This window comes from Scandinavium manionii (assembly GCF_024764775.1).
Classification (GTDB): Bacteria; Pseudomonadota; Gammaproteobacteria; order Enterobacterales; family Enterobacteriaceae; genus Scandinavium; species Scandinavium manionii.
The window spans coordinates 101,576-128,541 of sequence record NZ_JALIGC010000040.1; the positions used below are offsets into that span (position 1 = coordinate 101,576).

Here is a 26,966-nt window from a genome sequence, read left to right on the forward strand (position 1 = left end):
GACTTTTTGCTCCGTTTCAGGAGCGGACGTTGCGCATAGAAATCTCTTTAGGAAACATAATCAGTATGTCGAAAGATCATTAAAAGTGAATGGTTCATTTGCGGTGATACTTACAAAGGGAGTAGTTATCAAGGGCAAACACCGCCTGGATGAGGGTGTGAGAAAGTGTTAATGAACGTCAATTTATCTTTGGGTACATTTCCGAAAATGAATGAGATCGATTGCAGGAAGATAAGGAGAGTGCTTAACTGCACTCCTGAATTTTCATCGGTACTCGCCGTAAGCTGAACATGAACAGCAAAAAAACAATTCAAAAAAAACTTCTGAAATATCAAAAAAATATCTTTTTAAATCCACGCCATCAATCGGATATGTCAGGTGCCGACTTGCGGTTTATGGATCTGCGGAGACTCAACTTGCGCAATATTAATTTAGCCGGTAGCGATCTGTCGTTCAGCGATCTCCGAGAGACCGATTTCTCTTATTCCTCACTGAATGGAGCAAACCTTAGCCACTGTCAAATCGAAGGGGCAATCTTCAGTCATGCAGACTGTACCGGTGCGGACTTTTCTGCGAGTAACATCCGCGCAGCCAGTTTTACCGGGGCAATGACGGAACAGGAAAACGTCGCGGATGACACACTGTCATCCAGGCCGCTCATCTCTGTCTATATGCCCACATGGAACCGAGAAGCCCTGACGATTCGGGCTATTCAGTCAGTCCTTAAACAAGACTATACGAACTGGGAACTGATCATCATCGATGATTTCTCTTCATCATTTCAGCAACTACAGGCGTACATCACCGATCTGAACGACCCGCGTATTACGTATATCCGCAATGAATTTAATTCCGGCGCCTGTGCGGTGCGGAATCAGGCGATACGGCTGGCAAAGGGGTATCTGATAACGGGTCTGGACGATGATGATGAATGGTTGCCAACACGTCTGTCCTCATTTCTTGCCTGTCAGCATAAACTCCAGCAGCACGGATTTTTGTATGCCAATGATTACCTCTGCGACAGTACCGGGTATCACCACCCTGATGAATTGCAGGTTTACCCGAAACCAGCCTATAAAAAGAGCCTGTTTGATAAGCGGAATATTATCGGCAACCAGATGCTGACTTTAACCAACCGGATGCAGCAGGTTCTTTTCGATGAGAGTCTGACTGCCGCCCAGGATTATGATGCCTTTTATCGGCTGGCAGAAACCTATGGCGATCCTTTCAAACTGGAGGTGATCACTCAGGTGCTTTATGTCAATCATGGCGAGGTTCGCATCACCTGCTCAGGACGCAAGTTTGCAGGCTATCTGGATTTTTACCGGAAGCACAAAGGTAAGCTCGACGCGTCGAGCAAAAAATATCAGCTATTCACCCTCTACTATATCCGTAATAAAAAGATGAGCCCGCAGACACTGATGAAATTGATGACACTGCGCAACCTTAAACGCTACCTGATGATGTATTCCAGCTTCCGCGACAGAAAATTCTAGATAATGGCTGCTCATCGCTCACTGAGGACTGTTAAATTTAATTGCATGCTGCCTGAGGAAACTGTCAGCTCTGGTTTGAGCTAATACAACCTATTCGTTAAAACCGAGGCTTGAGTCTTCCATGCCTCGTTTACGCGATTCGTCTTCGAAATGTTCAGTCGTAACCTCAAAATTAAACACGTCGGCAGTCCTACGATGAACAACTTTGTTTTAGCATTCAGCTACATGCCACTGCTTACTCTAAGTGACTAGATTTTCTATCAACGATGATTGAAGATAATCTCATTCTGATATGTCTGCACCGCATCACCAGCGTTTTTAAGGCTTCCTAAGGGCCACCAAATGCCGACGAGGCTCTTGGTCGTTTGTAGTACCCCTTTTCTCGTTCAAACACTCAGGGAAGCGCTGAGATTCGAGATAATAATTATTGGCACTGCGTCGAGCGCGCAATGCTTTCCCCGCCACGCCTGCCCGCTTTAGGGGGCAGTTTTAATGCAGGTGCATATCTCTCCTGCTACTGCTCCAGTATCGGTGTCACAGTACCAGATTTAACGCGTATGACTCATGCAAAGTGATGCACCTAATACAGGCAAAGCTAAAAAACCATTACTTTTCGATAATCACATGTAAAGTCGAGTTTTTTGGTATCGTTTAGGTAAGACTGCTGCACACAATACTGTGAGGATTGTCGACAAAACAGTTGCCCGACACCTCGTACCAAAAAATGACACAAGTCATTGATATGATTTTAATTTACCACTATATTTTATAGTTTAGAATACTACCTCGCCTAATAGAAAAGGAGAGTCAATGAAAATTGAAGCTAATGACAAAGAGATCCAAGATATTTTTTCATCTGGGTACTTCAAAATCCCAAGATTTCAAAGACCTTACTCATGGGAGAAAGATGAAGTTGAAAATTTCTGGGAAGATATAACCAAAAATACAGATGAAAATTATTTCATTGGCTCTATGGTTGTATTTCAGTCCGCAAAACCATATTTCGGAATTGTTGATGGACAGCAACGTTTAACCACTATAACTATAATTTTATCAGTGATTCGCGATTCATTCCTCATATTAAAACAAGATAATCTTGCAAGAGGAATACATAAATATATCGAAAAGGCAAATGTCGACAACGAAGATGAATTCATATTAAATTCTGAAACCTCATTCCCTTTTTTACAAGGTGTGATTCAATCATACAAAAAAAATAATATCAAAGATGAAATCGGAGTTGAAGAAAGCAACCTTCAAAACGCTTACAACCTGATAAAAACGAAATTGACAACATTAATTCCACAGATAACATCTTATGACAACAAACAAATAGATCTGTTTAATGATGCAAAAGACAGTCCAATTCAAAAACTAAAAGACATAAGAGATAAAATACTTGCACTCAAACTTGTATTCATTCAGCTTGACAATGAAGATGATGCATATTTAATATTTGAAACACTAAATGCTCGAGGCCGAGATTTAAAAACATCTGATTTAGTCAAAAACCTCTTCCTTAAAAAACTAAGATCAAACAATTCACGATTCGATGCTGCAAAGATATCTTGGAATAGCCTAGTATCTAAATTTGACAATGATACAGGTGAGCAAACATTAGATAACTACCTTCTGCATTACTGGCTATCAGAGCATAAATACATTACAGACAAGAAGTTATTCCCAGAGATAAAATCCACTCTTGGGGACGATAACCAGAAAGCTGAAAATCTCTTAAGCACAATAATAAAAACAGCCGATTATTATAAGCAAATGACCTATCCTAATAGTGTAGAATGGGGTAAGCAAGAGTTAAAAATTAAAACCATATTTGAGAATCTTAATTTATTCAAAGTCAAACAACAATCATCCATGACGCTTGCACTTACTCGTTCATGGAAAGAAAATAAGATATCTTTAAAAATGCTCAAGTCTTCCCTTGAGAAAATTGAGTATTTTCATTTTGTATTTAATGCCATCACATCACAGCGTTCATCTGGAGTGATCGCCACTACTTATTCAGAGCATGCAATAAATTTAACTGCGGCAACATCTCATGATCAAATACAATCAATCTTAAACTCATTATTTAAATCCCTCGAGTCGAAACTACCTAGCTTTGACGAATTCTATGTCAACTTTGCAGAGCTTAATTACTTATCCAATAAAACAAGAAATAAAAGTATAATTAAATACGTTCTATCAAAACAGTTAGGTGATGCTATATCCTGCCTCAATATAAATCATCACCTATTAACCATAGAGCACTACATCCCCGAATCGAATATTAAATCCGGAGTCTCGGGAGATATAATCGGAAGCGTTGGTAATTTGTTATTAATTGATGAAACCACAAACAATAACATATTAAAAAATTCCGTCATTGAAGAAAAATACAATGTATTGAACAAGAGCGGGTATCCATTAAATAAAACTTATATAATGAGCCCTTTATGGGGAGAGCAGGAAATAAAACAAAGAACTGAGATGATTGCGAAACAACTCTATAATTTAACTAACTTATCTTAGAACAAAATCGTCTGATTGAAATTTCTCTCAGGCGATATTTCAATGCAAGTCAAACGAGCGAAATTACCCCACTAACTCACCCGGAAATATTTTTAATCAGCTTAAGCTATGCCATAGGCTTAGCTGATACCAATGTGAGAATCTATACCCAACAATGAAAGGTTGTGAGTATATATATCATTAAAATAAGTAATCACTCAGATATATTTTTGGAACCATTGCCACTCGTCAGCAATCGAGTATTCAAATATTTTCCCATCATAATTCACTACGGCACCACGCGCCAGTGCCTCAATCTCCCACCGCTGCGGCATAATGCCCTGCTTGGCCAGTTCGAAGCGGATACGCGGGATCTGTTCTCGCTCAGATTTTGTCATTCGCCCCGATGGTGCAATCTGATGCGGTTTTAACGGTTCACTGCTTCGTTGTTGGCGAATTGGCTGCGGGTCGTCATGTTTTAATGAGTTCCTAAGCACCGTCACGACTTCCGGGTCATCCCATCCGATAACTCCACTATCAACCAGATTTAACACCGCTGCGGCATGCTCAGACGGTGTAGGGGTCATAACCGGAACGTCACCGCCGGTGAGTTTTCCACAGTTATTGACAGGACTCCGAGGCGCGGTGATACCGCTTTTTAAAGTCAAAGGCTCAACGGCCAAAATCTTTGGAACTATGCGCCAGTCTGCTGACCGGGTAACGTGAATGTGATTAGCGCCGATATGCGGGGCATAAATCCCGACGATGCGCTCGATGTCTTCTTCGTAGTCGTTGACCTCATCAGTCACGTTGCGGGCTACCCTGACGGTCTGGCTATCGCGTGGCACATTCGCCCCACCCTGCGCAGCAATGTATAAATCAAACTCTCCTTCATCGGCAGCAGCACGAGCCGCTTCGACGCGATCATCAAATTCCGAGGCAATACTGACACCGCGAGGCAGTTTGCGCAGCTCGCGATAAGCGCCCATTGTCGGCAAGCCAATCGGTTTAAATTGAGGTATGCGCCACGTAGACGCCCACGCCGTTACAGCGGCAGCGGTATCCTGTAGTGTTTTGCCGGTGTCATGATCGAGCTGACCATCGAGGGCGTAACCGTCGATATTTTTTGCTATGTACTTCGCGATATAGCCCGCAGCACCCCCCTGATTGAGATGCTTCGCCTGAAAGCGCTGTTTCGCAGCGCCCCGCTCGTCACCATCCTTTTTCAGGGCATAGCGGCGCATGATGTCGGTAATTTCTTTGCGCTGGCCGGTTTTGCAAAACAGCATCATGTGCCAGTGTGGCGTGCCGTCATGATGCGGCTCAACCACGCGCATTCCGTAAACCTGTAAATCGTTATCCTTAAACGCCGTGCGCATCAGGCTCCAGATATGGCACAGATAGCGCTGCGTATCTTTCGGGGTGTACGCCTCATCATTCCAGCCATGATTAAGCTGAACGGTTTTACTTTCTCCTTTGCCGACCTGACGGGTCGGGTGATATTTCGACGGCGCGGTCAGCGTGATAAACATCCCGACATCACCCTCACTGGCGGCATAACGCTCGATACCAGCGATAGTATTCATGAGCTCCATACGGCGGATCTCAGGGTTAGAAATACTCCCCATCACCTTACTTATGAGATCGATTCGCTCACCGGTGACTTTATTTTCGAGTTCGCAGGATTTCAGGTATTCGAGATTAGCCAGACGGCGAGAATGCACATCACGGATGGCGCTTTTGCTGGCATACGGTGAGCGGTCTTTATTCACTTCACCGGCGGCAATTAGCAGCGATTCATGCCAGCGCATACGCTGCGCCTTGAATTGGTTAATCCACCACTCGTCATTGATGAGACGCGCCACGGCGGAAAATGCCTGGCGGATTGTCATCTGACCTTTGCGGTATTTCTTCCAGAATAGCGGCGTGATATTGAATGCACGCGCCGCGCCAGCGACATGACCATAAAGGTGAGCCTGCGCCTCATCAGTAAACAGCGATTCTTTGCCGTCGTGCGCTTCCGCCCAGGCATCGCTTAATTCCTCATACATGATGAAAAGCTGCGCGGCGATGCGGGCCGCGAATTTCTTCAGCTCTTTGTCATTCATTCCCGGCAGTCGGGCGTAGTTCTCGCGCTCGGTCAGGAACAGCAGAGAGGCATCAGCATTCATTTCGTTACGCTGATTGACGCGCTCGATGCGCGGCCATAACCGTCGCAGGAATGTCGACTTGAGGAAATAAAGCCCATGCACCGGGCTTTTGTTCCGGCGGATGTAGTCATAGCGTGAGGTAAAGAGCGAGCTCAGGAAATATGGCAGGTAGTCAATCTTTGATAAAACACCTTGCACCTGACGCAGTTCGTCACGTGTAAGAGGTCTCTCGCGCCCGATGGCCTCGCGCGGCGCGTTGAACGGGTAAGCACCGACAAACGGCTCGCCGGTGCTTTTGGAAAATGGCGGTGGAGGTGTTGGGGCGCTACGCCCCATTCTTTCAGCGGCCATTAACGCCAAACGCCTCCGCACATGCCTGACCGACTCGCTCAATCTGCGCCGCCAGCTCAGCGAAAGCACGGGCTTCGCCCGTTAATGCATCATGCAACATCAGAGCCTTAACGAGCTGATCCAACTTAGTGTAATAGCCGACGACATCCAGCCATTCATTACCGGCATTTTTCCCGGTTTTGGCTATTTTCTTCTCCTGCAAAATAAACTGAAACGGGTCACTAGTGACGACATAGCGGTCGCCAATCTCGATGCGAATGCTCATGCCTGCCCCCGGTAGTGTCTGGCGTTGGCTTCCAGTAGCGATTGACAATGAACGCAGCGCAGAGCTGTCGGGTGGGCGGCGCGACGTTCAGCCGGAATTGACCGGTCACAATCAACACAAACCAAAACAGCAGCGCCACCCGATTTCAGACGTGCGGCATCGACATGACGGGCCAGTGATTCGGCCTGTAGCTCCTGAACGTGATCCATATAATCTGGCATTATCCTGACTCCTTTATGCATCCAGCTTGTTGAGCTCAGCCCGACAGGCGGCGCTCAACTCTTCGGTTAATTTGGCAAACTCATCAAAACTGGTTATCTGCTTTAAATAGATGGCGCGTTTAAGAAGCAAATTGACCATGTCCGACAAGAGATTTAATTGGTTCGCGTAGATAGCAATTACAGCCTCGATTTTTTCGCCGGTGCCTTTATCGCGTTTAATATCCTTTAGCGCTAAATCACCGTTATCCATTACGGTGACCTTTAGCCAGTTATTCAGTAATACGGACTTGTGCGTAGCCATTAGCAGCACTCCCCACGCAACAGCCCTGCATTATGAAACTGCGTTGACTCCTGACTAAGTAACTCGACAATCTCCACCTTGTTCAGCTCACGCTCGGCGATGTGGCGAATCAGCCCGTCAAGATGAGATGAGAATTTCGTCGCAGCATCCGCCTGCGCCTCAGCCCTGGCCTGCTGTAACAACAAAGAGAACTTAGCGCACTGCTTTCCTATTTTAGTCATAACGACTTTCTCCAGATAAAAGGAAGCCCCGCACAATCAAGTGCGTTAAAAATCACGGGTAATTAATTAATGCAGATATTGCTCGGGCTTAACCGATGTCAAAATTGTTGGAGCATGTTCAAACAAGCTGAATAATTCACGCAATGCGCGGAATAGTTTCTCACGCCAATAACATGAATCCTCATCAATTCGCCAGTAAGGTTGATTAAATTCTTTCTCGGTTAAACCTGCATGCATGAATAAACTGCGGCGCTGGCTGACAGTTAAATAACTGATGTAGGCAATTTCACTCGCCCCAACCTGACGACGTTTTGAAAATGCTGCACGCAACTCATCAATCGCGCAGGCCAGACGTTCACGGTCCACATCACACATCTCTTCAAATCGCATAGTCGCGTGGCGCTGTTTTAACTGCGCATGGAAACAGACGGTCAGGCGCTCGCGTTCCATCATCTTGTTATAGAAATCGCAGCTTTCCTGCCAGCGCGGCGCAGCAAGATATCGACCAACCAGACCGCGCAAACCTTCCGGCTGCTGAGCAACCACACCGAGAGTCATCACAGCCATTTCCATAACCTCCGGGTTTTCATGAAGGTGATAGCCATACCGATCACACTCGGCTTGCGGGTGCGGATAATGATGCCTTTACGGCCGAGACCGTGGGTGATGGTGAAATTAATCGGGGTCAGGTTCTGCTGGTTACGCAAAAGCTGAGCAATGCAACGAGGCTCTTTCATTAAACGGCTCCTTATGCTGCAACTCGACCACGGCCAGACTTGCCGTAGCTGATGCGATTTTTCCAGTCATGCCACTCGGTCGGTGCATCCTCGACTAGTTGGGCGGCGTATTTATCCCATTCGCGACGGTTAACCCACAGCTCAGCTTTACCACCCGGTTTCAGTGGGTCTGTCATGTAAAAGGCAGGCAACTTGCCAGCTTTAGCCATCTCAACCACAGCACGAGGGGTTTTGCCGATATACAGCGCGAAGCCCTCCTTTGAAAGCAGGTCTGCAGGCTTCTCAGATAGTTGAATTTGAGTTCTAGAATTTTTTCCTTGTTCAGAAAAGTTATCGCGATTCTCGTAAGAATTTTCAGATTTGACAGACATTTTGCTATCCTCAACTTTATGTCTTTCTAACTAGAGCCACCTAGAGTTAGCTAAAGACACATTCAATGTTCAACAAGACACATAATTGGAGATTAGCAAATATATGTCAAGTCCACAAAATGAAAAGCTGAAACTTATCAGAGAGTCAGAGCGCCTGAAAGCAAAGGAAATAGCTGATTTAATTGAAATAAATTACTACACCTATCATGGCTACGAATCCGGCAAGTCTAAGATGCCTCTCGATGCAGGGATGAAACTGCTTAAGCACCCTCGCTTTAGAAAATATCGCGATTGGTTTTTATTTGACGAAGTGGATCCATCATCCGGGCAAATTGCGCCGGCACTCGCACACTTTGGGCCAGAAAACGAAACATCATCCCACTCCGACCAAAAGACTGGCTAACGGTCTACGGGGCTTATCTGTGCAGTAAATGCACAAATGAAGATTGCTACATAAACACGCGTGAAAGAGTACCCAGCCGTATCATCGAGGTGACCTATGTCCGTTAAAAAACTCGATGATGGCCGATATGAAGTGGACGTTAGACCGCAGGGCGCAGACGGAAAACGCATCCGGCGGAAATTCAGTACAAAGGGCGAGGCTCAGACGTTTGAGCGTCATGTGCTTGTTAACTATCACAATAAGGAATGGCTTGAGAAACCGGCAGACCGGCGCAAGCTGACAGAACTGCTGGACCGATGGTGGATCTATCATGGAAAAACCCACGCAAGGGGCGAGATAGAAAAGGGTCGCCTGACGACGATAATCACGAGGTTTGGGGATATGGGCATTCACAGGGCCGACCAACTGACCAAGAAATCAATTATCGATTATCGCGTAACCCTAATGAATGAAGGACTCAAGCCATCCAGCGTAAACAGGCACGTCGCCATACTGAGCGGCATGTTTACCAAACTTATTGATGCTGACGAGTATCACGGCAGCAACCCTCTTCATGAGGTGAAGCGCCTTAAAGAAGCTCAAACAGAAATGGCGTTCCTGTCCACCGATGAGATAGAGATGCTGCTCTCGCGGCTGGAAGGAGACGAATTGAATGTGGCACTGATCTGCCTGGCTACTGGTGGCCGGTGGGGCGAAGTTTCAGGTTTGAAGGCTGAGCACATCATTCAGCAGGTGGTCACCTTCATGAAAACCAAAAACGGGAAACGACGCTCAGTGCCGATTTCTGTCGAGCTGGCGGAGCGCATTAAGACCAAAAACAGCGGTCCACTGTTTAGGGCAAAATACAGCACTGTCCGCAGAATGTTGAAAGAGATAAAGCCCGATCTGCCTGATGGGCAGGCGGTACACGTAATGAGGCATACATTCGCCACACACTTTATAATGAATGGAGGTAATATAATTACATTGCAGCGCATTCTAGGGCACTCGAACATCCAGCAAACGATGATTTACGCGCACTTTGCCCCGGACTTTTTACAAGATGCAGTGACACTCAATCCACTGTCCAAAATGTCCAGAATGTGTCCACAAACCAGAGTTAACTAGAGCTAATCAGAGCGATATGAGTAATTTAAACACTTGTAATTTAACGGAAAATACTGATGCACCTGGGGCTGTTAAGCCAGTAATTGGTCGCATTCACTCCTTTGAATCCTGTGGCACCGTCGATGGCCCAGGCATCCGTTTTATCACCTTCTTCCAGGGCTGTCTGATGCGCTGCCTGTATTGCCATAACCGCGATACCTGGGATACCCACGGCGGCAAAGAAATTACGGTTGAAGAACTCATGAAAGAAGTGGTGACCTATCGCCACTTTATGAATGCGTCCGGCGGCGGCGTAACGGCGTCTGGCGGCGAAGCCATTTTACAGGCTGAATTTGTGCGTGACTGGTTCCGCGCCTGCCGTAAAGAAGGTATTCATACCTGCCTCGACACCAACGGTTTTGTTCGTCGTTACGATCCGGTGATTGATGAACTGCTGGAAGTGACCGATCTGGTCATGCTTGATCTCAAACAGATGAACGATGAGATCCATCAGAATTTAGTCGGCGTATCTAACCACCGTACGCTGGAATTCTGCCGTTACCTGGCGAACAAGAATATTAACGTCTGGATCCGTTACGTGGTTGTTCCAGGCTGGTCTGACGATGACGATTCTGCACACCGCCTGGGGGAATTTACCCGCGATATGGGCAACGTCGAAAAAATCGAGCTTCTGCCTTACCATGAACTTGGCAAGCACAAATGGGTGGCGATGGGCGAAGAGTACAAGCTGGACGGCGTGCATCCACCGAAGAAAGAAACAATGGATCGCGTGAAAGGTATCCTCGAGCAATACGGTCACAAAGTCATGTACTGACTCAGACAGCCTCTTCGGAGGCTGTTTTTATATCCCCTCTTTCATCGCCGTTAGCAATTGCGCCAGCATGGGTGCACCGATCACACCCGGTTTCCAGAGTGCCACCAGCGGATGTGCCAGCCCCGTCGTCCCCATCTCGGTATCAATTCGTGCCACGCCCTCCAGCCGTTCAGGGCAAAAGTGCTCAGGCAAAAAGGCCCAGCCGCAACCCCGTTGCAACAGCCCTTCCAGCAAGGTTATCTCATTGACGTGAATCAGCCGGTCCGCGATACGAATTCGCCCGGCAAGCGAGGGAGGAAGGTCACGAAACGGCATGAGCTGCGGTTGCGAGGCCAAATGCAGCAGAGACACAGGCTGTTTTGGGAAATAATCTTCACGGGCATACACCGCAAGCGAAACGCTCCCCACCGCGCGCCAGTGCAGGTGGTCGTTAACGGAACGGTTTACGGCCTGAAAAAGACCAAGATCGACGCTGCCCTCATCCAGCCATTGTTCCGCCTGACCCCGCTCACAGGCGATCATATCCAGCTGAATATGCTGCGCCTGAAGCCGTTCAGCCAGTTTCAGCAATAGCGCGCGTGGCGTAAAGAGGTCATAACATAGGGTGAGATGCGTTTCGAGGGTATCGGGAATGTGTCGGGCAATGCGCGAGAAGGCTTCAGCTTCATGCAGAAATAGCCTTGCCTGGCGATAAAGCAGCTGGCCCTGCGGCGTCAGAGTTAACGGCCTTGTCGAGCGGTCAAACAGCGCGTAGCCAAGATCCACCTCCAGATATTCGAGCAGTTCGCTCACGGTGGTGCGATCCTTTTTCAACTTTTTCGCCGCCTGAGTCAGCGTGCCGGTCTCGCACACGCAGGCAAAGGCTTCAATCTGGGCAAGCGTAAAACGCAACAACTCCATCGGATGTCCTTCTTCGCAATGAGGAAGTCACCTTACCGGAGAGTCGAGAAAGAAAAAAGCCCGTCGGTCGACAGGCTTTGGCTATCAGGCGTGTGCCACCGGCGTTGGATGATGCCCGGCTTTGCGTAGCAGCATCAAAAGATAGATAAACGACACGCTGGCGATCATCACAAAAAGCAGATTGTCAGAATAGTTCTGCATAAGCATCGATGTAAACGTAGGCCCCAGCAGGCTGCCGATGGTGTAGCTCAGCAGCAGCGCCTGGTTCATCGCCACCAGCTGATGGTGTTCAACTTTCTCGCAGGCCCAGGCCATCGCTACCGGATACAGCGTAAAGCCCGCAGCACCCAGAATAAACAGCGTAGGTGCCATCGCCGCACCGCTCAGCATTGCCAGGCAGCCGAGAATAACCACAAACACCTGCACGCGCAGCACCAGTAAACGACCGTAGCGATCAGCCAGACGTCCAACCGGCCACTGACCGAGGATCCCGGCACTGACCATAACCGCCATCCAGAAACCAATACCCGAATCGCTGACGCCCTGGTGATTGAGCCACAGCGGCATCAGCCCATACAGTGAGCCGAGAACAATCCCGGAGATAATACAGCCGTTGACGCCTAAACGCGCGTGGCGCAGTTTTAGCATTGGCCAGACCAGCGTTGGCGCCTCTTCGCTAGTCTGATTCGTAATTCGGGTAAACAGCAGCGGCAGAATTGCAGCCAGCACCATGCCGGTAACCCACGGCAGGACGCTCATCAGGTCTGTTGGGAATTTGCTGACCATCAACTGGCCCAGCACGGTGCCCACGTAGTAAACCATCATATAAGCCGCGAGCAGGCGCCCGCGGTTACGAGAGGTACCGCTGCACATCAGCGCGCTTTCGACTACCACCCAAATCATCGCGCAGCCCACACCGGCGAGGAAACGCCAGCTGAGCCAACTCCAGAAGCCCATGGTCAGCCCCAACCCGACGCAACCTACGGCGAAAATTAATGACGCGAGATAATAGCTACGATTAAAGCCGAGACGCTTGATCAACCGCCCGCAGAGCAACGTTCCTGCCAGGTTACCGGTAAAATACGACGAGCTCACCATCCCCACCTGCCAGGTTGGCAAATGATCGTGGGCGAGCCAAAGCGGGACGAGCGTATTCAGCACCGCAATCGCCAGCGTCAACAAAAGTAAGCCACAGAGCAATAAAAGCACTGGGCGGGAATACGTGGACATGGATATAAAACCGTGAGGAAGTTCAGAATTCGAGCGCATCATGCCACCGCCATTGGCAAAGTCAATTGCCTCCAGACCAGAGCTGGCGCGGTTTTCAGAGGAACAATAGAAGTTTTTTATCTAGCGGAGCGGCAATGGAATTTATTTTTAAATTATTCCATTGTTTTTATTAGGTAATTGGGAATATAACGGCTTATTTTCAGTTGAAAAATTTCATGGATGGGGCGCATTTTTTGTTGCGCCGGATCGTTGCAATCCGGCGCAATAAACGGTTTAGCTGGCGATGGCCATTCCGACTGTCATATGCAGACCGTAGAATACGCCGCGGCCGATGAGCTCACCCACGAACATCAGCACAAAGGCCAGGCTCAACAGCGGAACGGCTGGCTGATGTCCTTTCAGCTGTGGCGCAACCCAGCATACCAGGGCTAACACGAGCACCACCAGACGCCAGGCCATTAGGGAACCGTACGCCGGAACCAGCGCAGAGGCCTGCTGAATGGAGCTATGAATCGTTGCCAGCTCACTACCCTGCATCACCACCACGATGGCACTGACCAGCAGTGCCAGCATCGAAATTACCGGCAACAGGCGCATAGCCCAGCCATCGACGCCAGCCACACGCAGCAGCAGATACCCCAGCAGCGGCCCACCGATAAACATCGTCAGGAAGAAGCTCATTGGGGTCCAGATGCTGTACCAGGTTGGCACGGTGTCGATGGTGTTATAAACGCGAACCATCATCCAGACGAAGAAGACGCCCAGCACCATGGTTAACACCAGCCACACCGTACGCAGTGCCTGTGGCAGTTTGTTGATAACCGCCAGAAGCCAGCCAATACCGCCGACTGCGAAGAACACCGAGCCGCTTGCAATTTCATTACTCAGCGAAGAAGCACCGATCCGGTTCAGAGAGTTAAACGCGCGCAGCGGCGACCCGAGGTGCAAGATTGAAGCGATAAAGCCTAGTCCCATCAGCACCCACAGACCAAACATACTCAGCACCACAAGACGCTGCTGCTCACGAGAAAGTTCGCCTTTCATCAGCGCCAGCGCCAGAACGATAAAACCACCGACGACGCACTGCCCGAGGACCGTGAAGATCATCAGCGGCCATTCATGCCATCCACTTCCCATCTTAAACCTCCTTCGGGTTTGCCAGATAGCCGGTGGTGTCACCCGTCGGACGGCTGTTGGCGTTAGGTTTGATAACAATGCTTGGTTTGGTGAAGTGCGCAGACGGCAGCGGAGCAACAGCAGCCAAATGACCATGCTTTTTACGCAGCTCTTCGATCGGACCAAAGTCCAGAGCACGCAGCGGGCAGGACTCTACGCAGATAGGTTTTTTGCCATCCGCAACACGTTCATGACAACCGTCGCATTTGGTCATATGACCTTTGGCTTCGTTGTACTGCGGCGCGCCGTATGGGCAAGCCATATGGCAATAGCGGCAGCCGATGCACACATCTTCATTCACGACAACAAAGCCGTCTTCACGCTTATGCATCGCCCCGCTCGGACAGACCTTAGTACAGGCCGGATCTTCGCAGTGGTTACAAGCGATTGACAGGTAATAGGCAAACACATTCTGATGCCATGTGCCGTTGTCTTCCTGCCAGTCGCCGCCGGCATACTCATAAATGCGGCGGAAGCTGACGTCAGGCGTCAAATCTTTGTAGTCTTTGCAGGCCAGTTCGCAGGTTTTGCAACCGGTGCAGCGACTGGAATCAATAAAAAATCCATACTGAGTGGTCATCGGTTACTCCTTACGCTTTTACGACCTGAACGAGGTTGGTGTGCGACGGGTTGCCCTTCGCCAACGGCGACGGACGCTGAGTGGTCAGGACGTTAATACAGCCCGCCTGGTCAACGCCTTTTGCATCCGGCGAGTACCATGCTCCCTCACCTAACGCCACAACGCCTGGCATCATCCGTGGCGTTACCTTCGCTTCAATGTGAACCTCACCGCGACCGTTGAAGATCTTCACGCGGTCACCATTGGCAATCCCACGCTTCTTCGCATCCATCGGGTTCATCCACATTTCCTGAGGACATGCAGCCTTCAGAACATCTACGTTGCCGTAAGTAGAGTGGCAACGCGCTTTATAGTGGAAGCCCGTTAGCTGCAACGGATAATCTTTGGTCAGCGGATCGTCGTAGTTTTCGAAACCAGGGGTATAAATCGGCAGAGGATCGATAACGTCACCTTCCGGCAATTGCCAGGAGGCGGCAATCTCTGCCAGTTGCGTGGAGTAAATTTCGATTTTGCCTGAAGGCGTGGTCAGCGGGTTAGCTGCCGGGTTCTCGCGGAATTCCTTATAGGCTACGTGATGCCCTTCTGGATCGCGCTGCTTGAACATACCCTGCTTGCGGAACGCTTCAAACGTCGGCAGTCCAGGGATAGCCCGGCGAGACTGTTCATACAGATGGCGCATCCACTCTTCCTGGTTGCGACCTTCGGTGAACTTCTGCTCAACGCCCATGCGTTTTGCCAGCTGAGTGGTCATCTCATAGATGGTTTTGCACTCGAAACGCGGTTTGATAACCTGGTCGGCAAAGATGACGTAGGACATGTTGCCGCAAGACGCATCCAGCGCGAAATCCATCTGCTCAGACGCAGTGCAGTCTGGCAGCAGAATATCGGCATACTTCGCTGAAGAGGTCATGTGGCAATCCACCACCACAATCAGTTCGCACTTCTTGTCATCTTGCAGGATGTCGTGAGTGCGGTTGATATCGGAGTGCTGGTTGATAATGCAGTTGCCCGCATAGTTCCAGATCATCTTGATCGGTACATCGAGCTTATCTTTGCCGCGCACGCCATCACGTGTGGCAGTCATTTCCGGGCCGCGCTCAATTGCATCGGTCCACATAAACATCGAAATGCTGGTTTCAACCGGGTTATCCAGCGTTGGCATACGTTCGAATGGCAGATCGTAAGACCCTTCGCGCGCACCGGAGTTACCACCGTTAATCCCGACGTTGCCGGTCAGAATCGACAGCATGGAGATAGCACGCGTAGCAATCTCGCCGTTAGCATGACGCTGCGGACCCCAGCCCTGACTGATAAATGCCGGTTTGGCCATCGCGATTTCGCGCGCCAGCTGGACAATACGTTCCGCCGGGATCCCGGTGATAGACGCTGCCCATTGTGGTGTTTTAGCCGTGCCGTCTTTACCCTGGCCCATAATGTACGCTTTATAGTGACCGTTCGCAGGCGCACTGGCAGGCAGGGTTTTCTCGTCGTAGCCAACGCAGTATTTGTCGAGGAACGGTTGATCGACCAGATTTTCAGTGATCATTACCCATGCCAGACCGGACACCAGCGCGGCATCAGTACCTGGGCGAATGGGGATCCACTCATCTTCACGGCCTGCACCAGTGTCGGTGTAGCGCGGATCAATGATGATCAGACGGGCGTTGGATTTCTGGCGTGCCTGTTCAAGGTAATACGTCACGCCGCCGCCGCTCATACGGGTTTCACCTGGGTTGTTACCGAACAGCACAACCAGCTGACTGTTTTCAATATCTGACGGGCTGTTACCGTCGGCCCAGCCACCGTAGGTGTAGTTCAGACCTGCCGCAATCTGTGCGGAAGAGTAATCGCCGTAGTGATTCAGGTAGCCGCCGCAGCAGTTCATCAGACGGGCAATCAGCGTTTTTCCTGGAGGCCAGGAACGCGTCATGGTGCCGCCCAGCGTACCGGTACCATAATTCAGGTAAATAGATTCGTTGCCGTAATCTTTGATCAAACGCTGCATGTTGTTGGCGATGGTGTCATACGCCTCTTCCCAGCTAATACGCTCGAACTTACCTTCACCACGTTTACCGACGCGCTTCATCGGATATTTCAGGCGGTCAGGGTTATAGACACGGCGACGCATAGAGCGGCCGCGAAGACACGCGCGCACCTGATGCAGGCCATCGTAGTTATCGTCGCCGGTATTGTCGGTTTCAACGTATTTGATTTCGCCATCGACCACGTGCATACGCAACGGGCAGCGACTACCGCAGTTTACCGTGCAGGCGCTCCAGACCATTTTCCCGGCAACAGCGGCTGGCGCAATGGCGTCAGCAGCATTCGCAATACGGGTAAAGGGTAATGTGAATGCGCTACTGGCGATCGCCAGTCCGCCAATTGCCGAGGTTTTCATCAAACCTCGACGGCTGACTTCGGCAGTCAGCAAAGCATCAGGGGCTTTTATTTTCATGAATACTCACTTCATTGCTCATTGAAATGCACCAACCGCTATATAGATATGTATATAGCGAAATCAGTCTTTTTTAGAGTTTTATGCTACTTCTAATTCGAAGGGAGTATCCCTGCTTTCGACTGAAGGGTTATTGTTCAGTATCAATACAGGTATAAAAAAAGCGCCCTGAGGCGCTTTTTAAGAAAGGAATGAGGCGTTATCAGCCGATGAACTCAATACCGTTCATGTAAGGACGCAGTACTTCCGGTACTTCAATGCGACCGTCAGCCTGCTGATAGTTTTCCAGCACCGCAACCAGCGCACGACCAACAGCCAGACCGGAACCGTTCAGGGTGTGCACCAGACGGGTTTTCTTGTCTGATTTGTTACGGCAGCGAGCCTGTAAACGACGCGCCTGGAAATCCCACATGTTTGAACAAGAGGAGATTTCACGATACGTATCCTGCGCAGGCAACCAGACTTCAAGGTCATAGGTTTTCGCCGAACCGAAACCGATATCGCCACTGCACAGCAGCACTTTACGGTACGGGAGACCCAACAGCTGCAACACTTTTTCAGCATGACCCGTCAGTTCTTCCAGTGCATCCATAGAATCTTCTGGGCGAACGATTTGCACCATTTCGACTTTATCAAACTGGTGCTGGCGGATCAGACCACGTGTATCACGACCATAAGAACCCGCTTCAGAACGGAAGCATGGGGTATGAGCGGTCATTTTCAGTGGCAGAGCATCTTCATCGATGATCTCGTCACGCACCAGGTTGGTCAGTGGCACTTCGGCAGTTGGGATCAACGCGTAGTTGCTGCTGTCGGCTTCTTCATCCAGCGGACGAGTGTGGAACAAATCACCGCCAAATTTCGGTAACTGACCCGTGCCGTACAATGTTTCATGGTTTACCAGGTACGGAACGTAGTTTTCGACATACCCATGCTGTTCGGTGTGCAGATCAAGCATGAACTGGCTCAGGGCGCGATGCATACGCGCGATTTGCCCTTGCATTACCACGAAGCGAGAACCCGTCAGTTTAACCGCGGACGCAAAATCCAGGCCTTTCGCCATTTCACCTAACGTGACGTGATCGCGTACTTCGAATTCGAATTTACGCGGCTCACCCCAGCGGCTGATTTCAACGTTTTCGCTGTCGTCTTTACCCATCGGCACACAATCGTCCGGGATGTTAGGCAGCGTCAACGCGATGTCGCGGATCTCAAGGAGCAGAGCATCAAGCTCAGCTTTTGCGGCATCCAGTTCTTCACCCAGCTTGTTTACTTCCAGGCGTAACGGCTCGATATCTTCCCCGCGCGCTTTCGCCTGGCCAATGGATTTCGATCGCGAGTTACGCTCTGCCTGCAGATTTTCAGTGTTTACCTGCAGAACTTTACGACGCTCTTCAAGAGCGCGAAGTTTATCTACATCCAGCTTAAAGCCTCGGCGTGCCAGTTTTTCTGCGACTGCGTCTGGCTCGGTACGCAGCAGATTGGGATCGAGCATGCTTATCCTGTGCTTATCGAATTAAAATGAGGAAAAGACCGCAGCCTGCGGCCTTTAGAGGTTCAGCGATAACCTTACCGCAACGTCTTGTTTAGCGGTAGCGTTTTGTGGGGCTATTTTGATCCTGTTCGGTAAGCCAGGCGAGCTTTTCACCAATCTTACCTTCAAGACCACGTGAGGAAGGCGTGTAATAGCGCGTTTGCGACATTTCTTGCGGGAAATAGACTTCGCCAGCCGCATAGGCGTTGGGTTCGTCATGGGCGTAACGATACTCCTGACCGTAACCCATCTCTTTCATCAGTTTGGTCGGCGCATTGCGCAGATGCACAGGCACGTCGTAGTCAGGTCGGTCGCGGGCATCGGACATCGCCGCTTTAAAGGCGGTATAAACGGCATTGCTCTTCGGCGCACAGGCCAGATAGACAATCGCCTGCGCAATGGCCCGCTCCCCTTCGGCTGGTCCGACGCGGGTAAAACAATCCCAGGCTGAAATCGCCACCTGCATCGCACGCGGGTCAGCGTTACCGACATCTTCGGAGGCGATCGCCAGACAACGACGGGCAACGTACAGCGGGTCGCCTCCGGCAGTGATAATCCGTGCGTACCAGTACAGTGCGGCATCCGGCGCGCTGCCGCGAACAGATTTATGAAGCGCGGAGATTAAGTCGTAGAAACGGTCGCCTTTGTTATCAAAGCGCGCGCTGCGTTCCCCGGCTATCTCGGTTAACAACTCAGGCTTTAATACACGTTTGCCTGAATCGTCCAGCTCCGCCATATCCGCCATCATCTCCAGGGTGTTTAACGCCCGGCGTGCATCGCCATTGACCAGTTCTGCGATCGCTTTACGCGTTTCGTCAGGTAAGACGATGTCCTGCCCGCCGTAGCCGCGGGCACTGTCGGTCATCGCCTGAGTTAATACCTGTTCGATATCTTCGACGGTGAGCGATTTCAGGAGATAAACACGGGCGCGGGAAAGCAGTGCCGAGTTGAGTTCAAAAGAGGGGTTTTCGGTCGTCGCGCCAATGAAAAAGATGGTTCCGTCTTCAATATGCGGCAGAAACGCGTCTTGCTGGCTTTTATTGAAGCGATGGACTTCATCGACAAACAGGATGGTGCGTCGCCCGGCGTTGCGATTCTGCCGGGCGCGTTCGATAGCTTCTCGAATTTCCTTCACGCCAGACGTGACCGCAGAGATGCGTTCCACGTCGGCGTTGGCGTAGCGGGCAATCACTTCTGCCAGCGTCGTTTTTCCGGTCCCCGGCGGCCCCCACAGAATCATTGAATGCAGATGTCCTGCTTCAATGGCGCGTGGCAGCGGTTTGCCGGTAGCCAGCAGATGCTGCTGGCCAATGTACTGCGCTAAATTTTCTGGCCGCATACGTGCGGCCAGAGGTTGAAACGCATTATCGGAAAAATCGAGCGACAGATTGCTCACGCGCGCCTCTTATTTACGCTGATCGTCCACCGTTACTCCTTTTGGCGGAGTAAAGGTAAATTTGGATGCGTCCACCGCGCCGTTTTGCTGGGACTTCAGCTGGTAGCTGCTACGCTGATCGTCCTGCTCAATGGCGCTGAAGTGATGAATGGTGCCATCGCGGCTCACGTTGATGGTGAACTCTTTCAGATTACCGTTGCTGCCTTTCGGGGTCAGCACAAAATCGTCACCGCTCTGCTTGATATTGTACTGCTTCCAGTCGCTGGACTGGTTACGCGCAATCAGCATAAACGGCGTGTTGCTGGTCGCGTCTTTCAGCCAGGTCGCGGTTGCCTGTTCAACAAACGGGTTATAGAACCACAGCGATTTACCATCAGAAACCAGAATACTTTCATCCGGTTGCGTCATATGCCAGTTAAAGAGATTTGGACGCTTGACGGATAAATCGCCCTGTCCGTCCTGAACTGCATTACCGCTGCCATCAGTCACTTTCTGGGTGAAGCTGGCGTTGAAACTGCTGACTTTATCCAGACGGCTTTTCAGGTCGCTCGCGGCATCGGCCCAGACGCTGCTGGCAACAAAACTGGTCAGTAAGGCACAGGTGATGGCAAATTTTTTCATCTTCATTCCTTAAATGCGTCACTCCCGACGCGGGAGTCTCTTTGTTCCCACTGTAAGCAGTGCACTTACAGTGGGACAGGAGAAAATACTGATTTTTTGGCTATTTACGCAACTTTTCAAACGCTGCGTTTAATCAAACGGCGGCGGGGCCAGGACTTCACGGTTGCCGTTATGGCCAGCTTCGCTCACGATCCCCTGCGCTTCCATCTGCTCGATGATACGCGCTGCGCGGTTATAACCAATGCGGAACTGACGCTGTACGCCAGAGATAGAGGCTTTGCGTTTTTCGGTCACAAACTTCACCGCCTGATCGAACAACTGGTCGAGCTCTTCACCGTTGTCCAGACCGGCTGCAGCGCCCTCACTTTCGCTGTCGGAAGTAATACCGTCCACATACTGCGGACGACCTCGCGCTTTCCAGTCCTGCACCACCGCGTGGACTTCCTGGTCACGGACGAATGCGCCGTGAACACGCGTCGGTGCCGAGCTGGAATTCGGTCCGGAGTAGAGCATGTCACCCATACCGAGCAGTGATTCCGCACCGCCCTGATCGAGAATGGTACGGGAGTCAATTTTGCTCGACACTGTAAAGGCGATACGGGTCGGGATGTTCGCTTTGATAAGACCGGTAATCACGTCAACCGACGGACGCTGAGTCGCCAGCACCAGGTGAATACCGGCGGCACGGGCTTTCTGCGCCAGGCGGGCGATTAACTCTTCCACCTTTTTACCCACCGTCATCATCAGGTCAGCGAACTCATCCACCAGCACCACGATGTACGGCAGTTTTTCCAGCGTTGGATGCACCGCATCCATGCTGTCGCCCGGTTTCCAGTACGGATCCGGGATCGGACGGCCCATCTGCGCAGCCTGAGCAATCTTCTCGTTATAACCCGCAAGATTACGCACACCGAGCGCTGACATCAGCTTGTAACGACGTTCCATTTCATTGACGCTCCAGCGCAGAGCGTTGGCAGCATCCTTCATATCCGTCACAACTTCCGTCAGCAGATGCGGAATACCTTCATACACCGAGAGCTCCAGCATTTTCGGGTCGATCATGATGAAGCGCACGTCTTCCGGCGTTGCCTTGTAGAGCATGCTGAGGATCATGGCGTTCACACCGACAGACTTACCGGAACCGGTCGTACCGGCCACCAACAAGTGAGGCATTTTCGCCAGGTCAGCAATCACCGGCTCACCGGCAATGTCTTTCCCAAGTACGATAGTCAGCGGCGATGGGCTATCACGGAATTTCGCGCAGTCCAGCACTTCACGCAGGTAAACGGTTTGACGTTTTTTGTTTGGCAGTTCCAGACCCACATACGGTTTGCCTGGAATAACCTCAACCACACGTACTGCAACGGTCGACAACGAACGCGCCAGGTCACGAGAGAGGTTCGAAATACGTGCGGCTTTTACGCCCGGCGCCAGATTCAACTCGAAACGAGTAATGACCGGACCCGGTGAATAGTTCACGACGTCAGCCTTGATGCGGAAATCGGCCAGACGTGTTTCTACAAGGCGCGCAGTTTGCTCCAGTGCGAAGGTATCAACCGGTTCGATTTCACTCGGCGGCTGAGTCAATAGATCCAGCGACGGTAATGGCGTAGTCGGCTTTTGCAACGGACGATCGTCACCGTTACGCATCAGCAGCGGGTGAATCAGGCTTTCCTGCGGCTGAGGCACCGGCTGTTGCTGAGGCTGCTGGTAGGCGGGTTGCGCCTGAGGAGCCTGCGGCGGTTGTTGATATGACTGAGCCTGCTGCGGTTGTTGATATGCCTGAGCCTGCGGTGCCATTTGTTGAGGTTGCTGATAAGCCTGTTGTGGCTGTTCCGGCGCGGCACTCGGCGTAAACAATGGCGCTTTCGGCGTATCATCGACCAGCGTTTTCATCGGTGAGAATTCATAGTCCGTAGGTGAGAACGGATTCGCACCCTGCGGCTGTTCGCTGGAATAACGTTGCTGCTGTGTGGCGGCAAACTGGCGTGCCAGTTCGGCTTCTGCGGCAGCGTCTTCATCTTCCTGCGTCTCATCGTAGCTGTTGTCTTCGTATTCCTCGCCATAACGCTGCTGCTGGGTGGCAGCAAACTGGCGAGCCAGCTCGTCCTGATGCAGCTCATCGGCGTCTTCATCGCCCATCAGCTCGTCAGACAGTTCTTCAGCCGGGCGCTGTGACGGTATTTTGATACCAAAAGAGGCCGAGGCAAGTTCACGACGCGTTGGTACACGCACAGGATTTGGACGTGGAAGCTGCGGACCAATGCCTGCTTTAACCTGCGGACGCGGCGCATCTGCCGGGCTGAACAACTGAGCAGCCGACGCGGCTGTCGCTGCAGCGGCAGCAGCACCGGTTGCCTGATGAACGCTTGCCGCTACGGAAGCAGCAGCTGGGGCAACCGCGGCCAGTGGATCGACAATCGATGCAGACGGCGCTGGCATGGTTGGCATTGGCGTCGTTGGTTTCACGGTCGCCGGTTCCGGCGTTGGCTGATACCACGCGGCAAGTTGTTCACGTTCACGCGCACGCTTCTCTTCCACTTCTTCAAAATAGTAGAGTGGTGGGCGCTGCGGTTTAATGTCTTCTTCCGGTTCCGGCGCCACTTCTGGCAGCTGCGGAGTGTGCTCTACAGGCGGAATATATTCAGGCTGGGCGCGATACTCGGTTTCAGGTTGCTGCCACGGCTGCTCAGGCTGCGCGTACTGCTGCACTGGCTCCGGATCCTGCCACAATTCTTCGATAGAAGGCTGATGACGGAAGGCTTCTGGTTGAACATATTCTGGTTTCGCGACAGGTGCCTGCGGCGGCCAATTGTCCGGAGACGGAGCAATAACCGGATCTGGCGTTTGCGGGGCTGGAACGGCCTGCCATTCCACACTCGGCGCGGCCATTTCCCCGCCGGGAACGGAAGGTGCAGCCATCGCGGCTGATGCCGGTTCTGCCCAAGCCTGAGTGGTCGCCATTGCAGCAGCTGCTGCGGCAACCGGTTCGGCGATGGAGTGACCGTTCATCAGCGGATCGTTTTCATCCCAGGCTGCCGGGCGGGTCGCGCTGTTGCCGGAGAAAAGAACATCATCGACATCAGGCTGGCGCGTTGCGCTATTGCCTGAGAACAATACATCATCGGCATCTGCGGCTTGACCACGGGCGCTGTATTGAACTTCGGTTTCGTCTTCATCCATTCGGCGACCGGAGAACAACGCAGCGTCCGTTTTGCGACCCATCGGGTTGCTAAACTTATCGGCAATGCGCTGGCGACGCGCCAGTGCACCGCGCAGAATACGGGCGCGGCGCCCTTCTCTCTTCGGTGCGACGTCATGATCGTCTTCGTCATCTTCGTATTCTTCGTCGTCAATCCACGAATCGTCGCGACGGGTACGGTTGCTGGCGAAGGTCAGAATATTGAGGATCCAGTTACCGATTTTCTCGGCAATGCTAACCCAGGACCAGCCGGTGAACAGCGTCAGTCCTGCAGCCCAAATGCAAAGCAAGGCCAGCGTACCGCCGCTGCTGTGCAGCATGGGTTGCAATGCGGTGCTGAGCAGGCTGCCGATAACCCCGCCCGAGGCAAAGTACCAGATGTCATCTGCGTTGATCGCGGCAAGCCCACACAGGGTGAGGATCATCGCCAGGACGCCAATCAGACGTAGCGCCACTGCAAAATAATCAACGTATTCGTCACTCGCGCGATGCTTATACGCGAACCAGCAGGCACCGATAATCATCACAGGCAAGGTGTACGCCATTACGCCAAAAATGAAAAACAGCGTATCCGCAAGCCATGCACCCGGCATTCCGCCAAGATTATGTATCGGTTCGTGCCAGGCGGTTTGTGACCAACTGGGATCGGAAGGATTAAAGCTAAGTAGTGCTGCCATCAGCCAGATGGCAAAAAGGGAACAGAGGATCAGGAACGCTTCAAGAAGACGGCGCCCGCTGCTTAATCTGTTAATCGTTACTTCTTTTTCTTCAGTGTATTCCTGGCTCAAGAAAGGCACTCCAGGTCCTTGATGCTAAAACGGACAACAGCGCCGGGTCTCCCCGGCACTGTTGCTGTATGGATTAACAGGAGTGTAATCAACTTACGTTGATTTTGCACCTGTTCCGTTTAGCGTGTCTTAATTACCAGACGATTACTCTGCTTGACCTCTTCCATAACCACGTAGGTACGGGTGTCATTTACGCCTGGCAGGCGCAGCAGGGTTTCGCCTAACAGCTTACGGTACGCTGACATGTCAGGCACGCGGGTTTTCAACAGATAGTCGAAATCACCGGAGACCAAGTGACACTCTTGAATTTCTTCAAGTTTTTGCACAGCGGAGTTAAATTGTTCAAACACATCCGGGGCGCCACGATTCAGAGTTATCTCAACAAAAACCAGCAGCGATGCATCCAGATAATGTGGGTTCAGCAGCGCAGTATAGCCCTGAATAAACCCTTGTCTTTCCAGCCGACGTACGCGCTCAAGGCAAGGTGTCGGAGAAAGTCCCACTCGTTTAGAAAGCTCGACGTTGGAAATTCGCCCATCCTTTTGCAATTCGTTCAAAATGTTACGATCGATGCGGTCGAGATCTTTGCCTGGGCGCTTCTTGCTATCTACCATTATTATTGTCTCTCTGTATTCCTTCCCTACTCCTGTCTGGACCCTGTGCACTTCACTGTTCAGAGCCTGTGCCCGTCGTCTGCGTAAAAAATCTGTCACCAGATGTAACGCATAACCCAAGGGTACGTGTTGAGAAGCCGTTGCCTGTCGGCAGCCACCGTCATCTCGAATGGCGTCTGTCCACGCCATGCGCCGATGATGCTGACCCGGTTAAAAATGGCATTTACGTGCATGAAAATTCACCACACGGTAAACGCTGTTTTTTCTCCCTTCATTGTTTTCGCAAAAGCACAGGGGATTGTCAAAGCAAAACATCGATTTTTAGTACAACATGCCAGATATTCATAATCACCCAGAGACGTTCCTCATGTTATCTCCTTATAATCATCCCGATAGCAGTAGAATTTGTTATCGCAAGCGTAGATAAAACCACCAATCCATTGACGCAATCTATTACACATATCGTTAACAAAATTCCTGCACCCTTTTATTACTTCCGCAAATTCCCTACAATCGCGCCCATTGTCTGCCAACATTTATGGGGATCTCATGGGCACGACCAAACACAGTAAACTGCTTATTCTTGGTTCTGGACCAGCCGGCTACACCGCTGCGGTCTATGCTGCACGCGCAAACCTGCAACCGGTACTGATTACCGGGATGGAAAAAGGCGGTCAGTTGACCACCACCACAGAAGTGGAAAACTGGCCAGGCGACCCGAGCGATTTGACCGGGCCTGCGCTGATGGAACGTATGCATGAACATGCGGTTAAGTTTGAAACCGAAATCCTGTTCGATCACATCAACAAAGTGGATTTGCAGAACCGTCCGTTCCGTCTGACCGGTGACAGCGGCGAATACACTTGTGATGCGCTGATTATCGCAACCGGTGCCTCCGCCCGTTATCTGGGCTTGCCATCAGAAGAAGCGTTTAAAGGCCGCGGTGTTTCTGCCTGCGCCACCTGCGACGGTTTCTTCTATCGCAATCAGAAAGTCGCGGTCATCGGCGGCGGTAACACCGCAGTTGAAGAAGCATTGTATCTGGCAAACATTGCCTCTGAAGTGCACCTGATTCACCGCCGTGACACCTTCCGCGCAGAGAAAATTCTGATCAAACGTCTGATGGATAAAGTGGAAAGCGGCAACATCGTACTTCACACCCATCGCACGTTGGAAGAAGTGACCGGCGATCAGATGGGTGTCAGCGGCCTGCGTCTGCGTGATACTCAGAACAGCGACAACATTGAGTCCCTTGAAGTAGCTGGCCTGTTTGTTGCTATCGGCCACAGCCCGAACACCGGCATTTTTGACGGCCAGTTGGCGCTGGAAAACGGCTACATCAAAGTCCAGTCCGGCATTCATGGCAACGCAACGCAAACCAGTATTCCCGGCGTGTTTGCCGCAGGCGACGTGATGGACCACATTTATCGTCAGGCGATCACCTCCGCAGGCACAGGCTGTATGGCCGCGCTGGACGCTGAGCGTTATCTCGACGGTCTGGCCGATCAGACCAAATAATCTTTAC

The 26,966-nt window shown here is 51.0% G+C and carries 24 protein-coding genes and 1 pseudogene; 7 read left to right on the forward strand and 18 right to left on the reverse strand.

Annotated elements, in window-relative coordinates:
* Window positions 1-371: 371 nt before the first annotated feature.
* The 3 genes and pseudogenes from MUU51_RS18260 to MUU51_RS18270 form a co-directional block, all read left to right on the forward strand.
* A pseudogene (locus MUU51_RS18260) lies at window positions 372-596 on the forward strand (pentapeptide repeat-containing protein); the annotation flags it as partial.
* Between the two features lie 45 nt (window positions 597-641).
* Window positions 642-1,496 carry a colanic acid biosynthesis glycosyltransferase WcaA gene (gene wcaA, locus MUU51_RS18265; RefSeq protein WP_258968618.1) on the forward strand — a complete coding sequence of 285 codons (855 nt, stop codon included), beginning with the start codon at window positions 642-644 and terminating at the stop codon, window positions 1,494-1,496.
* 810 nt (window positions 1,497-2,306) lie between these two features.
* A complete protein-coding gene (locus MUU51_RS18270; protein ID WP_258968302.1) occupies window positions 2,307-4,025 on the forward strand; it encodes a DUF262 domain-containing protein in 1,719 nt (572 codons plus the stop codon).
* A gap of 197 nt (window positions 4,026-4,222) precedes the next feature.
* Here MUU51_RS18270 and MUU51_RS18275 read toward each other — a convergent pair whose 3' ends face one another.
* From MUU51_RS18275 to MUU51_RS18310, 8 genes are all read right to left on the reverse strand, one after another.
* Window positions 4,223-6,505 (reverse strand): replication endonuclease, encoded by a 2,283-nt coding sequence (locus MUU51_RS18275; RefSeq protein WP_258968303.1) that lies wholly within the window; start codon window positions 6,503-6,505, stop codon window positions 4,223-4,225.
* Window positions 6,495-6,770, reverse strand: coding sequence for a DUF5405 family protein (locus MUU51_RS18280; RefSeq protein WP_258968304.1), 276 nt, complete (start codon window positions 6,768-6,770; stop codon window positions 6,495-6,497). Before MUU51_RS18280 ends, MUU51_RS18275 begins: the two co-directional genes overlap by 11 nt.
* Window positions 6,767-6,991, reverse strand: a complete 225-nt coding sequence (locus MUU51_RS18285) for a TraR/DksA C4-type zinc finger protein (RefSeq protein ID WP_258964599.1) — start codon at window positions 6,989-6,991, stop codon at window positions 6,767-6,769. The genes MUU51_RS18280 and MUU51_RS18285 overlap by 4 nt, the downstream gene beginning before the upstream one ends.
* A 13-nt stretch (window positions 6,992-7,004) precedes the next feature.
* Complete coding sequence (locus MUU51_RS18290) at window positions 7,005-7,292, reverse strand: DUF5405 family protein (protein ID WP_258968305.1); 288 nt, start codon at window positions 7,290-7,292, stop codon at window positions 7,005-7,007.
* On the reverse strand, window positions 7,292-7,513 hold the full coding sequence (locus MUU51_RS18295; RefSeq protein WP_258968306.1) for a DUF2732 family protein: 222 nt from the start codon (window positions 7,511-7,513) through the stop codon (window positions 7,292-7,294). Before MUU51_RS18295 ends, MUU51_RS18290 begins: the two co-directional genes overlap by 1 nt.
* Window positions 7,514-7,579: 66 nt before the next feature.
* Window positions 7,580-8,080, reverse strand: coding sequence for a phage replication protein B (repB, locus tag MUU51_RS18300; RefSeq protein WP_258968307.1), 501 nt, complete (start codon window positions 8,078-8,080; stop codon window positions 7,580-7,582).
* Window positions 8,071-8,250: a hypothetical protein gene (locus MUU51_RS18305; RefSeq protein ID WP_258968308.1), complete on the reverse strand. Its 180-nt coding sequence runs from the start codon at window positions 8,248-8,250 to the stop codon at window positions 8,071-8,073. The genes repB and MUU51_RS18305 overlap by 10 nt, the downstream gene beginning before the upstream one ends.
* 11 nt (window positions 8,251-8,261) lie before the next feature.
* Window positions 8,262-8,621, reverse strand: coding sequence for a Cox family DNA-binding protein (locus tag MUU51_RS18310; protein ID WP_258968309.1), 360 nt, complete (start codon window positions 8,619-8,621; stop codon window positions 8,262-8,264).
* A 103-nt stretch (window positions 8,622-8,724) separates the two neighbouring features.
* On the opposite strand from MUU51_RS18310, the gene MUU51_RS18315 reads away from it, so the two are divergent.
* From MUU51_RS18315 to pflA, 3 genes are all read left to right on the forward strand, one after another.
* A complete protein-coding gene (locus MUU51_RS18315; protein ID WP_258966324.1) occupies window positions 8,725-9,024 on the forward strand; it encodes a helix-turn-helix domain-containing protein in 300 nt (99 codons plus the stop codon).
* A gap of 96 nt (window positions 9,025-9,120) precedes the next feature.
* On the forward strand, window positions 9,121-10,131 hold the full coding sequence (locus MUU51_RS18320; RefSeq protein ID WP_258968310.1) for a phage integrase: 1,011 nt from the start codon (window positions 9,121-9,123) through the stop codon (window positions 10,129-10,131).
* A gap of 16 nt (window positions 10,132-10,147) precedes the next feature.
* Window positions 10,148-10,945, forward strand: a complete 798-nt coding sequence (gene pflA / locus MUU51_RS18325; RefSeq protein WP_258966322.1) for a pyruvate formate lyase 1-activating protein — start codon at window positions 10,148-10,150, stop codon at window positions 10,943-10,945.
* A gap of 27 nt (window positions 10,946-10,972) precedes the next feature.
* On the opposite strand, the gene MUU51_RS18330 is transcribed toward pflA, so the two are convergent.
* The 10 genes from MUU51_RS18330 to lrp all read right to left on the reverse strand — a co-directional run bounded on the left by MUU51_RS18330 (window position 10,973) and on the right by lrp (window position 25,441).
* The gene (locus MUU51_RS18330) at window positions 10,973-11,845 is read right to left on the reverse strand and encodes a LysR family transcriptional regulator (RefSeq protein WP_159773348.1); all 873 of its coding nucleotides are present in this window, start codon (window positions 11,843-11,845) and stop codon (window positions 10,973-10,975) included.
* A gap of 84 nt (window positions 11,846-11,929) precedes the next feature.
* Entirely contained in the window at window positions 11,930-13,075 is a 1,146-nt protein-coding gene (locus MUU51_RS18335) for an MFS transporter (protein ID WP_258968311.1), read from the reverse strand.
* Window positions 13,076-13,348: 273 nt separating this feature from the next.
* A complete protein-coding gene (locus MUU51_RS18340; RefSeq protein WP_159773352.1) occupies window positions 13,349-14,212 on the reverse strand; it encodes a dimethyl sulfoxide reductase anchor subunit family protein in 864 nt (287 codons plus the stop codon).
* Between the two features lies 1 nt (window position 14,213).
* Complete coding sequence (locus MUU51_RS18345; RefSeq protein ID WP_159753774.1) at window positions 14,214-14,831, reverse strand: DMSO/selenate family reductase complex B subunit; 618 nt, start codon at window positions 14,829-14,831, stop codon at window positions 14,214-14,216.
* A gap of 10 nt (window positions 14,832-14,841) precedes the next feature.
* Window positions 14,842-17,286: a dimethylsulfoxide reductase subunit A gene (gene dmsA, locus MUU51_RS18350; RefSeq protein ID WP_258968312.1), complete on the reverse strand. Its 2,445-nt coding sequence runs from the start codon at window positions 17,284-17,286 to the stop codon at window positions 14,842-14,844.
* 202 nt (window positions 17,287-17,488) lie between these two features.
* A complete protein-coding gene (serS, locus tag MUU51_RS18355) occupies window positions 17,489-18,781 on the reverse strand; it encodes a serine--tRNA ligase (RefSeq protein WP_258968313.1) in 1,293 nt (430 codons plus the stop codon).
* A 91-nt stretch (window positions 18,782-18,872) separates the two neighbouring features.
* Window positions 18,873-20,216: a replication-associated recombination protein RarA gene (gene rarA / locus MUU51_RS18360; RefSeq protein WP_258968314.1), complete on the reverse strand. Its 1,344-nt coding sequence runs from the start codon at window positions 20,214-20,216 to the stop codon at window positions 18,873-18,875.
* A 9-nt stretch (window positions 20,217-20,225) separates the two neighbouring features.
* Entirely contained in the window at window positions 20,226-20,837 is a 612-nt protein-coding gene (lolA, locus tag MUU51_RS18365) for an outer membrane lipoprotein periplasmic chaperone LolA (RefSeq protein ID WP_258968315.1), read from the reverse strand.
* A gap of 129 nt (window positions 20,838-20,966) precedes the next feature.
* Window positions 20,967-24,827 carry a DNA translocase FtsK 4TM domain-containing protein gene (locus tag MUU51_RS18370; RefSeq protein ID WP_258968316.1) on the reverse strand — a complete coding sequence of 1,287 codons (3,861 nt, stop codon included), beginning with the start codon at window positions 24,825-24,827 and terminating at the stop codon, window positions 20,967-20,969.
* 119 nt (window positions 24,828-24,946) lie between these two features.
* Complete coding sequence (lrp, locus tag MUU51_RS18375) at window positions 24,947-25,441, reverse strand: leucine-responsive transcriptional regulator Lrp (RefSeq protein ID WP_002439523.1); 495 nt, start codon at window positions 25,439-25,441, stop codon at window positions 24,947-24,949.
* Between the two features lie 549 nt (window positions 25,442-25,990).
* Between lrp and trxB the strand changes: the two genes are divergently transcribed.
* Entirely contained in the window at window positions 25,991-26,959 is a 969-nt protein-coding gene (gene trxB / locus MUU51_RS18380; RefSeq protein ID WP_200849691.1) for a thioredoxin-disulfide reductase, read from the forward strand.
* Window positions 26,960-26,966 lie beyond the last annotated feature (7 nt).

Excerpts from the sequence above, each read along its gene's own strand:
- MUU51_RS18270 (WP_258968302.1), top strand. The coding sequence starts at position 2,307 with ATGAAAATTGAAGCTAATGACAAAGAGATCCAAGATATTTTTTCATCT.
- MUU51_RS18275 (WP_258968303.1), bottom strand. The coding sequence starts at position 6,505 with ATGGCCGCTGAAAGAATGGGGCGTAGCGCCCCAACACCTCCACCGCCA.
- MUU51_RS18280 (WP_258968304.1), bottom strand. The coding sequence starts at position 6,770 with ATGAGCATTCGCATCGAGATTGGCGACCGCTATGTCGTCACTAGTGAC.
- MUU51_RS18285 (WP_258964599.1), bottom strand. The coding sequence starts at position 6,991 with ATGCCAGATTATATGGATCACGTTCAGGAGCTACAGGCCGAATCACTG.
- MUU51_RS18290 (WP_258968305.1), bottom strand. The coding sequence starts at position 7,292 with ATGGCTACGCACAAGTCCGTATTACTGAATAACTGGCTAAAGGTCACC.
- MUU51_RS18295 (WP_258968306.1), bottom strand. The coding sequence starts at position 7,513 with ATGACTAAAATAGGAAAGCAGTGCGCTAAGTTCTCTTTGTTGTTACAG.
- repB (WP_258968307.1), bottom strand. The coding sequence starts at position 8,080 with ATGGCTGTGATGACTCTCGGTGTGGTTGCTCAGCAGCCGGAAGGTTTG.
- MUU51_RS18305 (WP_258968308.1), bottom strand. The coding sequence starts at position 8,250 with ATGAAAGAGCCTCGTTGCATTGCTCAGCTTTTGCGTAACCAGCAGAAC.
- MUU51_RS18310 (WP_258968309.1), bottom strand. The coding sequence starts at position 8,621 with ATGTCTGTCAAATCTGAAAATTCTTACGAGAATCGCGATAACTTTTCT.
- MUU51_RS18315 (WP_258966324.1), top strand. The coding sequence starts at position 8,725 with ATGTCAAGTCCACAAAATGAAAAGCTGAAACTTATCAGAGAGTCAGAG.
- MUU51_RS18320 (WP_258968310.1), top strand. The coding sequence starts at position 9,121 with ATGTCCGTTAAAAAACTCGATGATGGCCGATATGAAGTGGACGTTAGA.
- pflA (WP_258966322.1), top strand. The coding sequence starts at position 10,148 with ATGAGTAATTTAAACACTTGTAATTTAACGGAAAATACTGATGCACCT.
- MUU51_RS18330 (WP_159773348.1), bottom strand. The coding sequence starts at position 11,845 with ATGGAGTTGTTGCGTTTTACGCTTGCCCAGATTGAAGCCTTTGCCTGC.
- MUU51_RS18335 (WP_258968311.1), bottom strand. The coding sequence starts at position 13,075 with ATGTCCACGTATTCCCGCCCAGTGCTTTTATTGCTCTGTGGCTTACTT.
- MUU51_RS18340 (WP_159773352.1), bottom strand. The coding sequence starts at position 14,212 with ATGGGAAGTGGATGGCATGAATGGCCGCTGATGATCTTCACGGTCCTC.
- MUU51_RS18345 (WP_159753774.1), bottom strand. The coding sequence starts at position 14,831 with ATGACCACTCAGTATGGATTTTTTATTGATTCCAGTCGCTGCACCGGT.
- dmsA (WP_258968312.1), bottom strand. The coding sequence starts at position 17,286 with ATGAAAATAAAAGCCCCTGATGCTTTGCTGACTGCCGAAGTCAGCCGT.
- serS (WP_258968313.1), bottom strand. The coding sequence starts at position 18,781 with ATGCTCGATCCCAATCTGCTGCGTACCGAGCCAGACGCAGTCGCAGAA.
- lolA (WP_258968315.1), bottom strand. The coding sequence starts at position 20,837 with ATGAAAAAATTTGCCATCACCTGTGCCTTACTGACCAGTTTTGTTGCC.
- lrp (WP_002439523.1), bottom strand. The coding sequence starts at position 25,441 with ATGGTAGATAGCAAGAAGCGCCCAGGCAAAGATCTCGACCGCATCGAT.
- trxB (WP_200849691.1), top strand. The coding sequence starts at position 25,991 with ATGGGCACGACCAAACACAGTAAACTGCTTATTCTTGGTTCTGGACCA.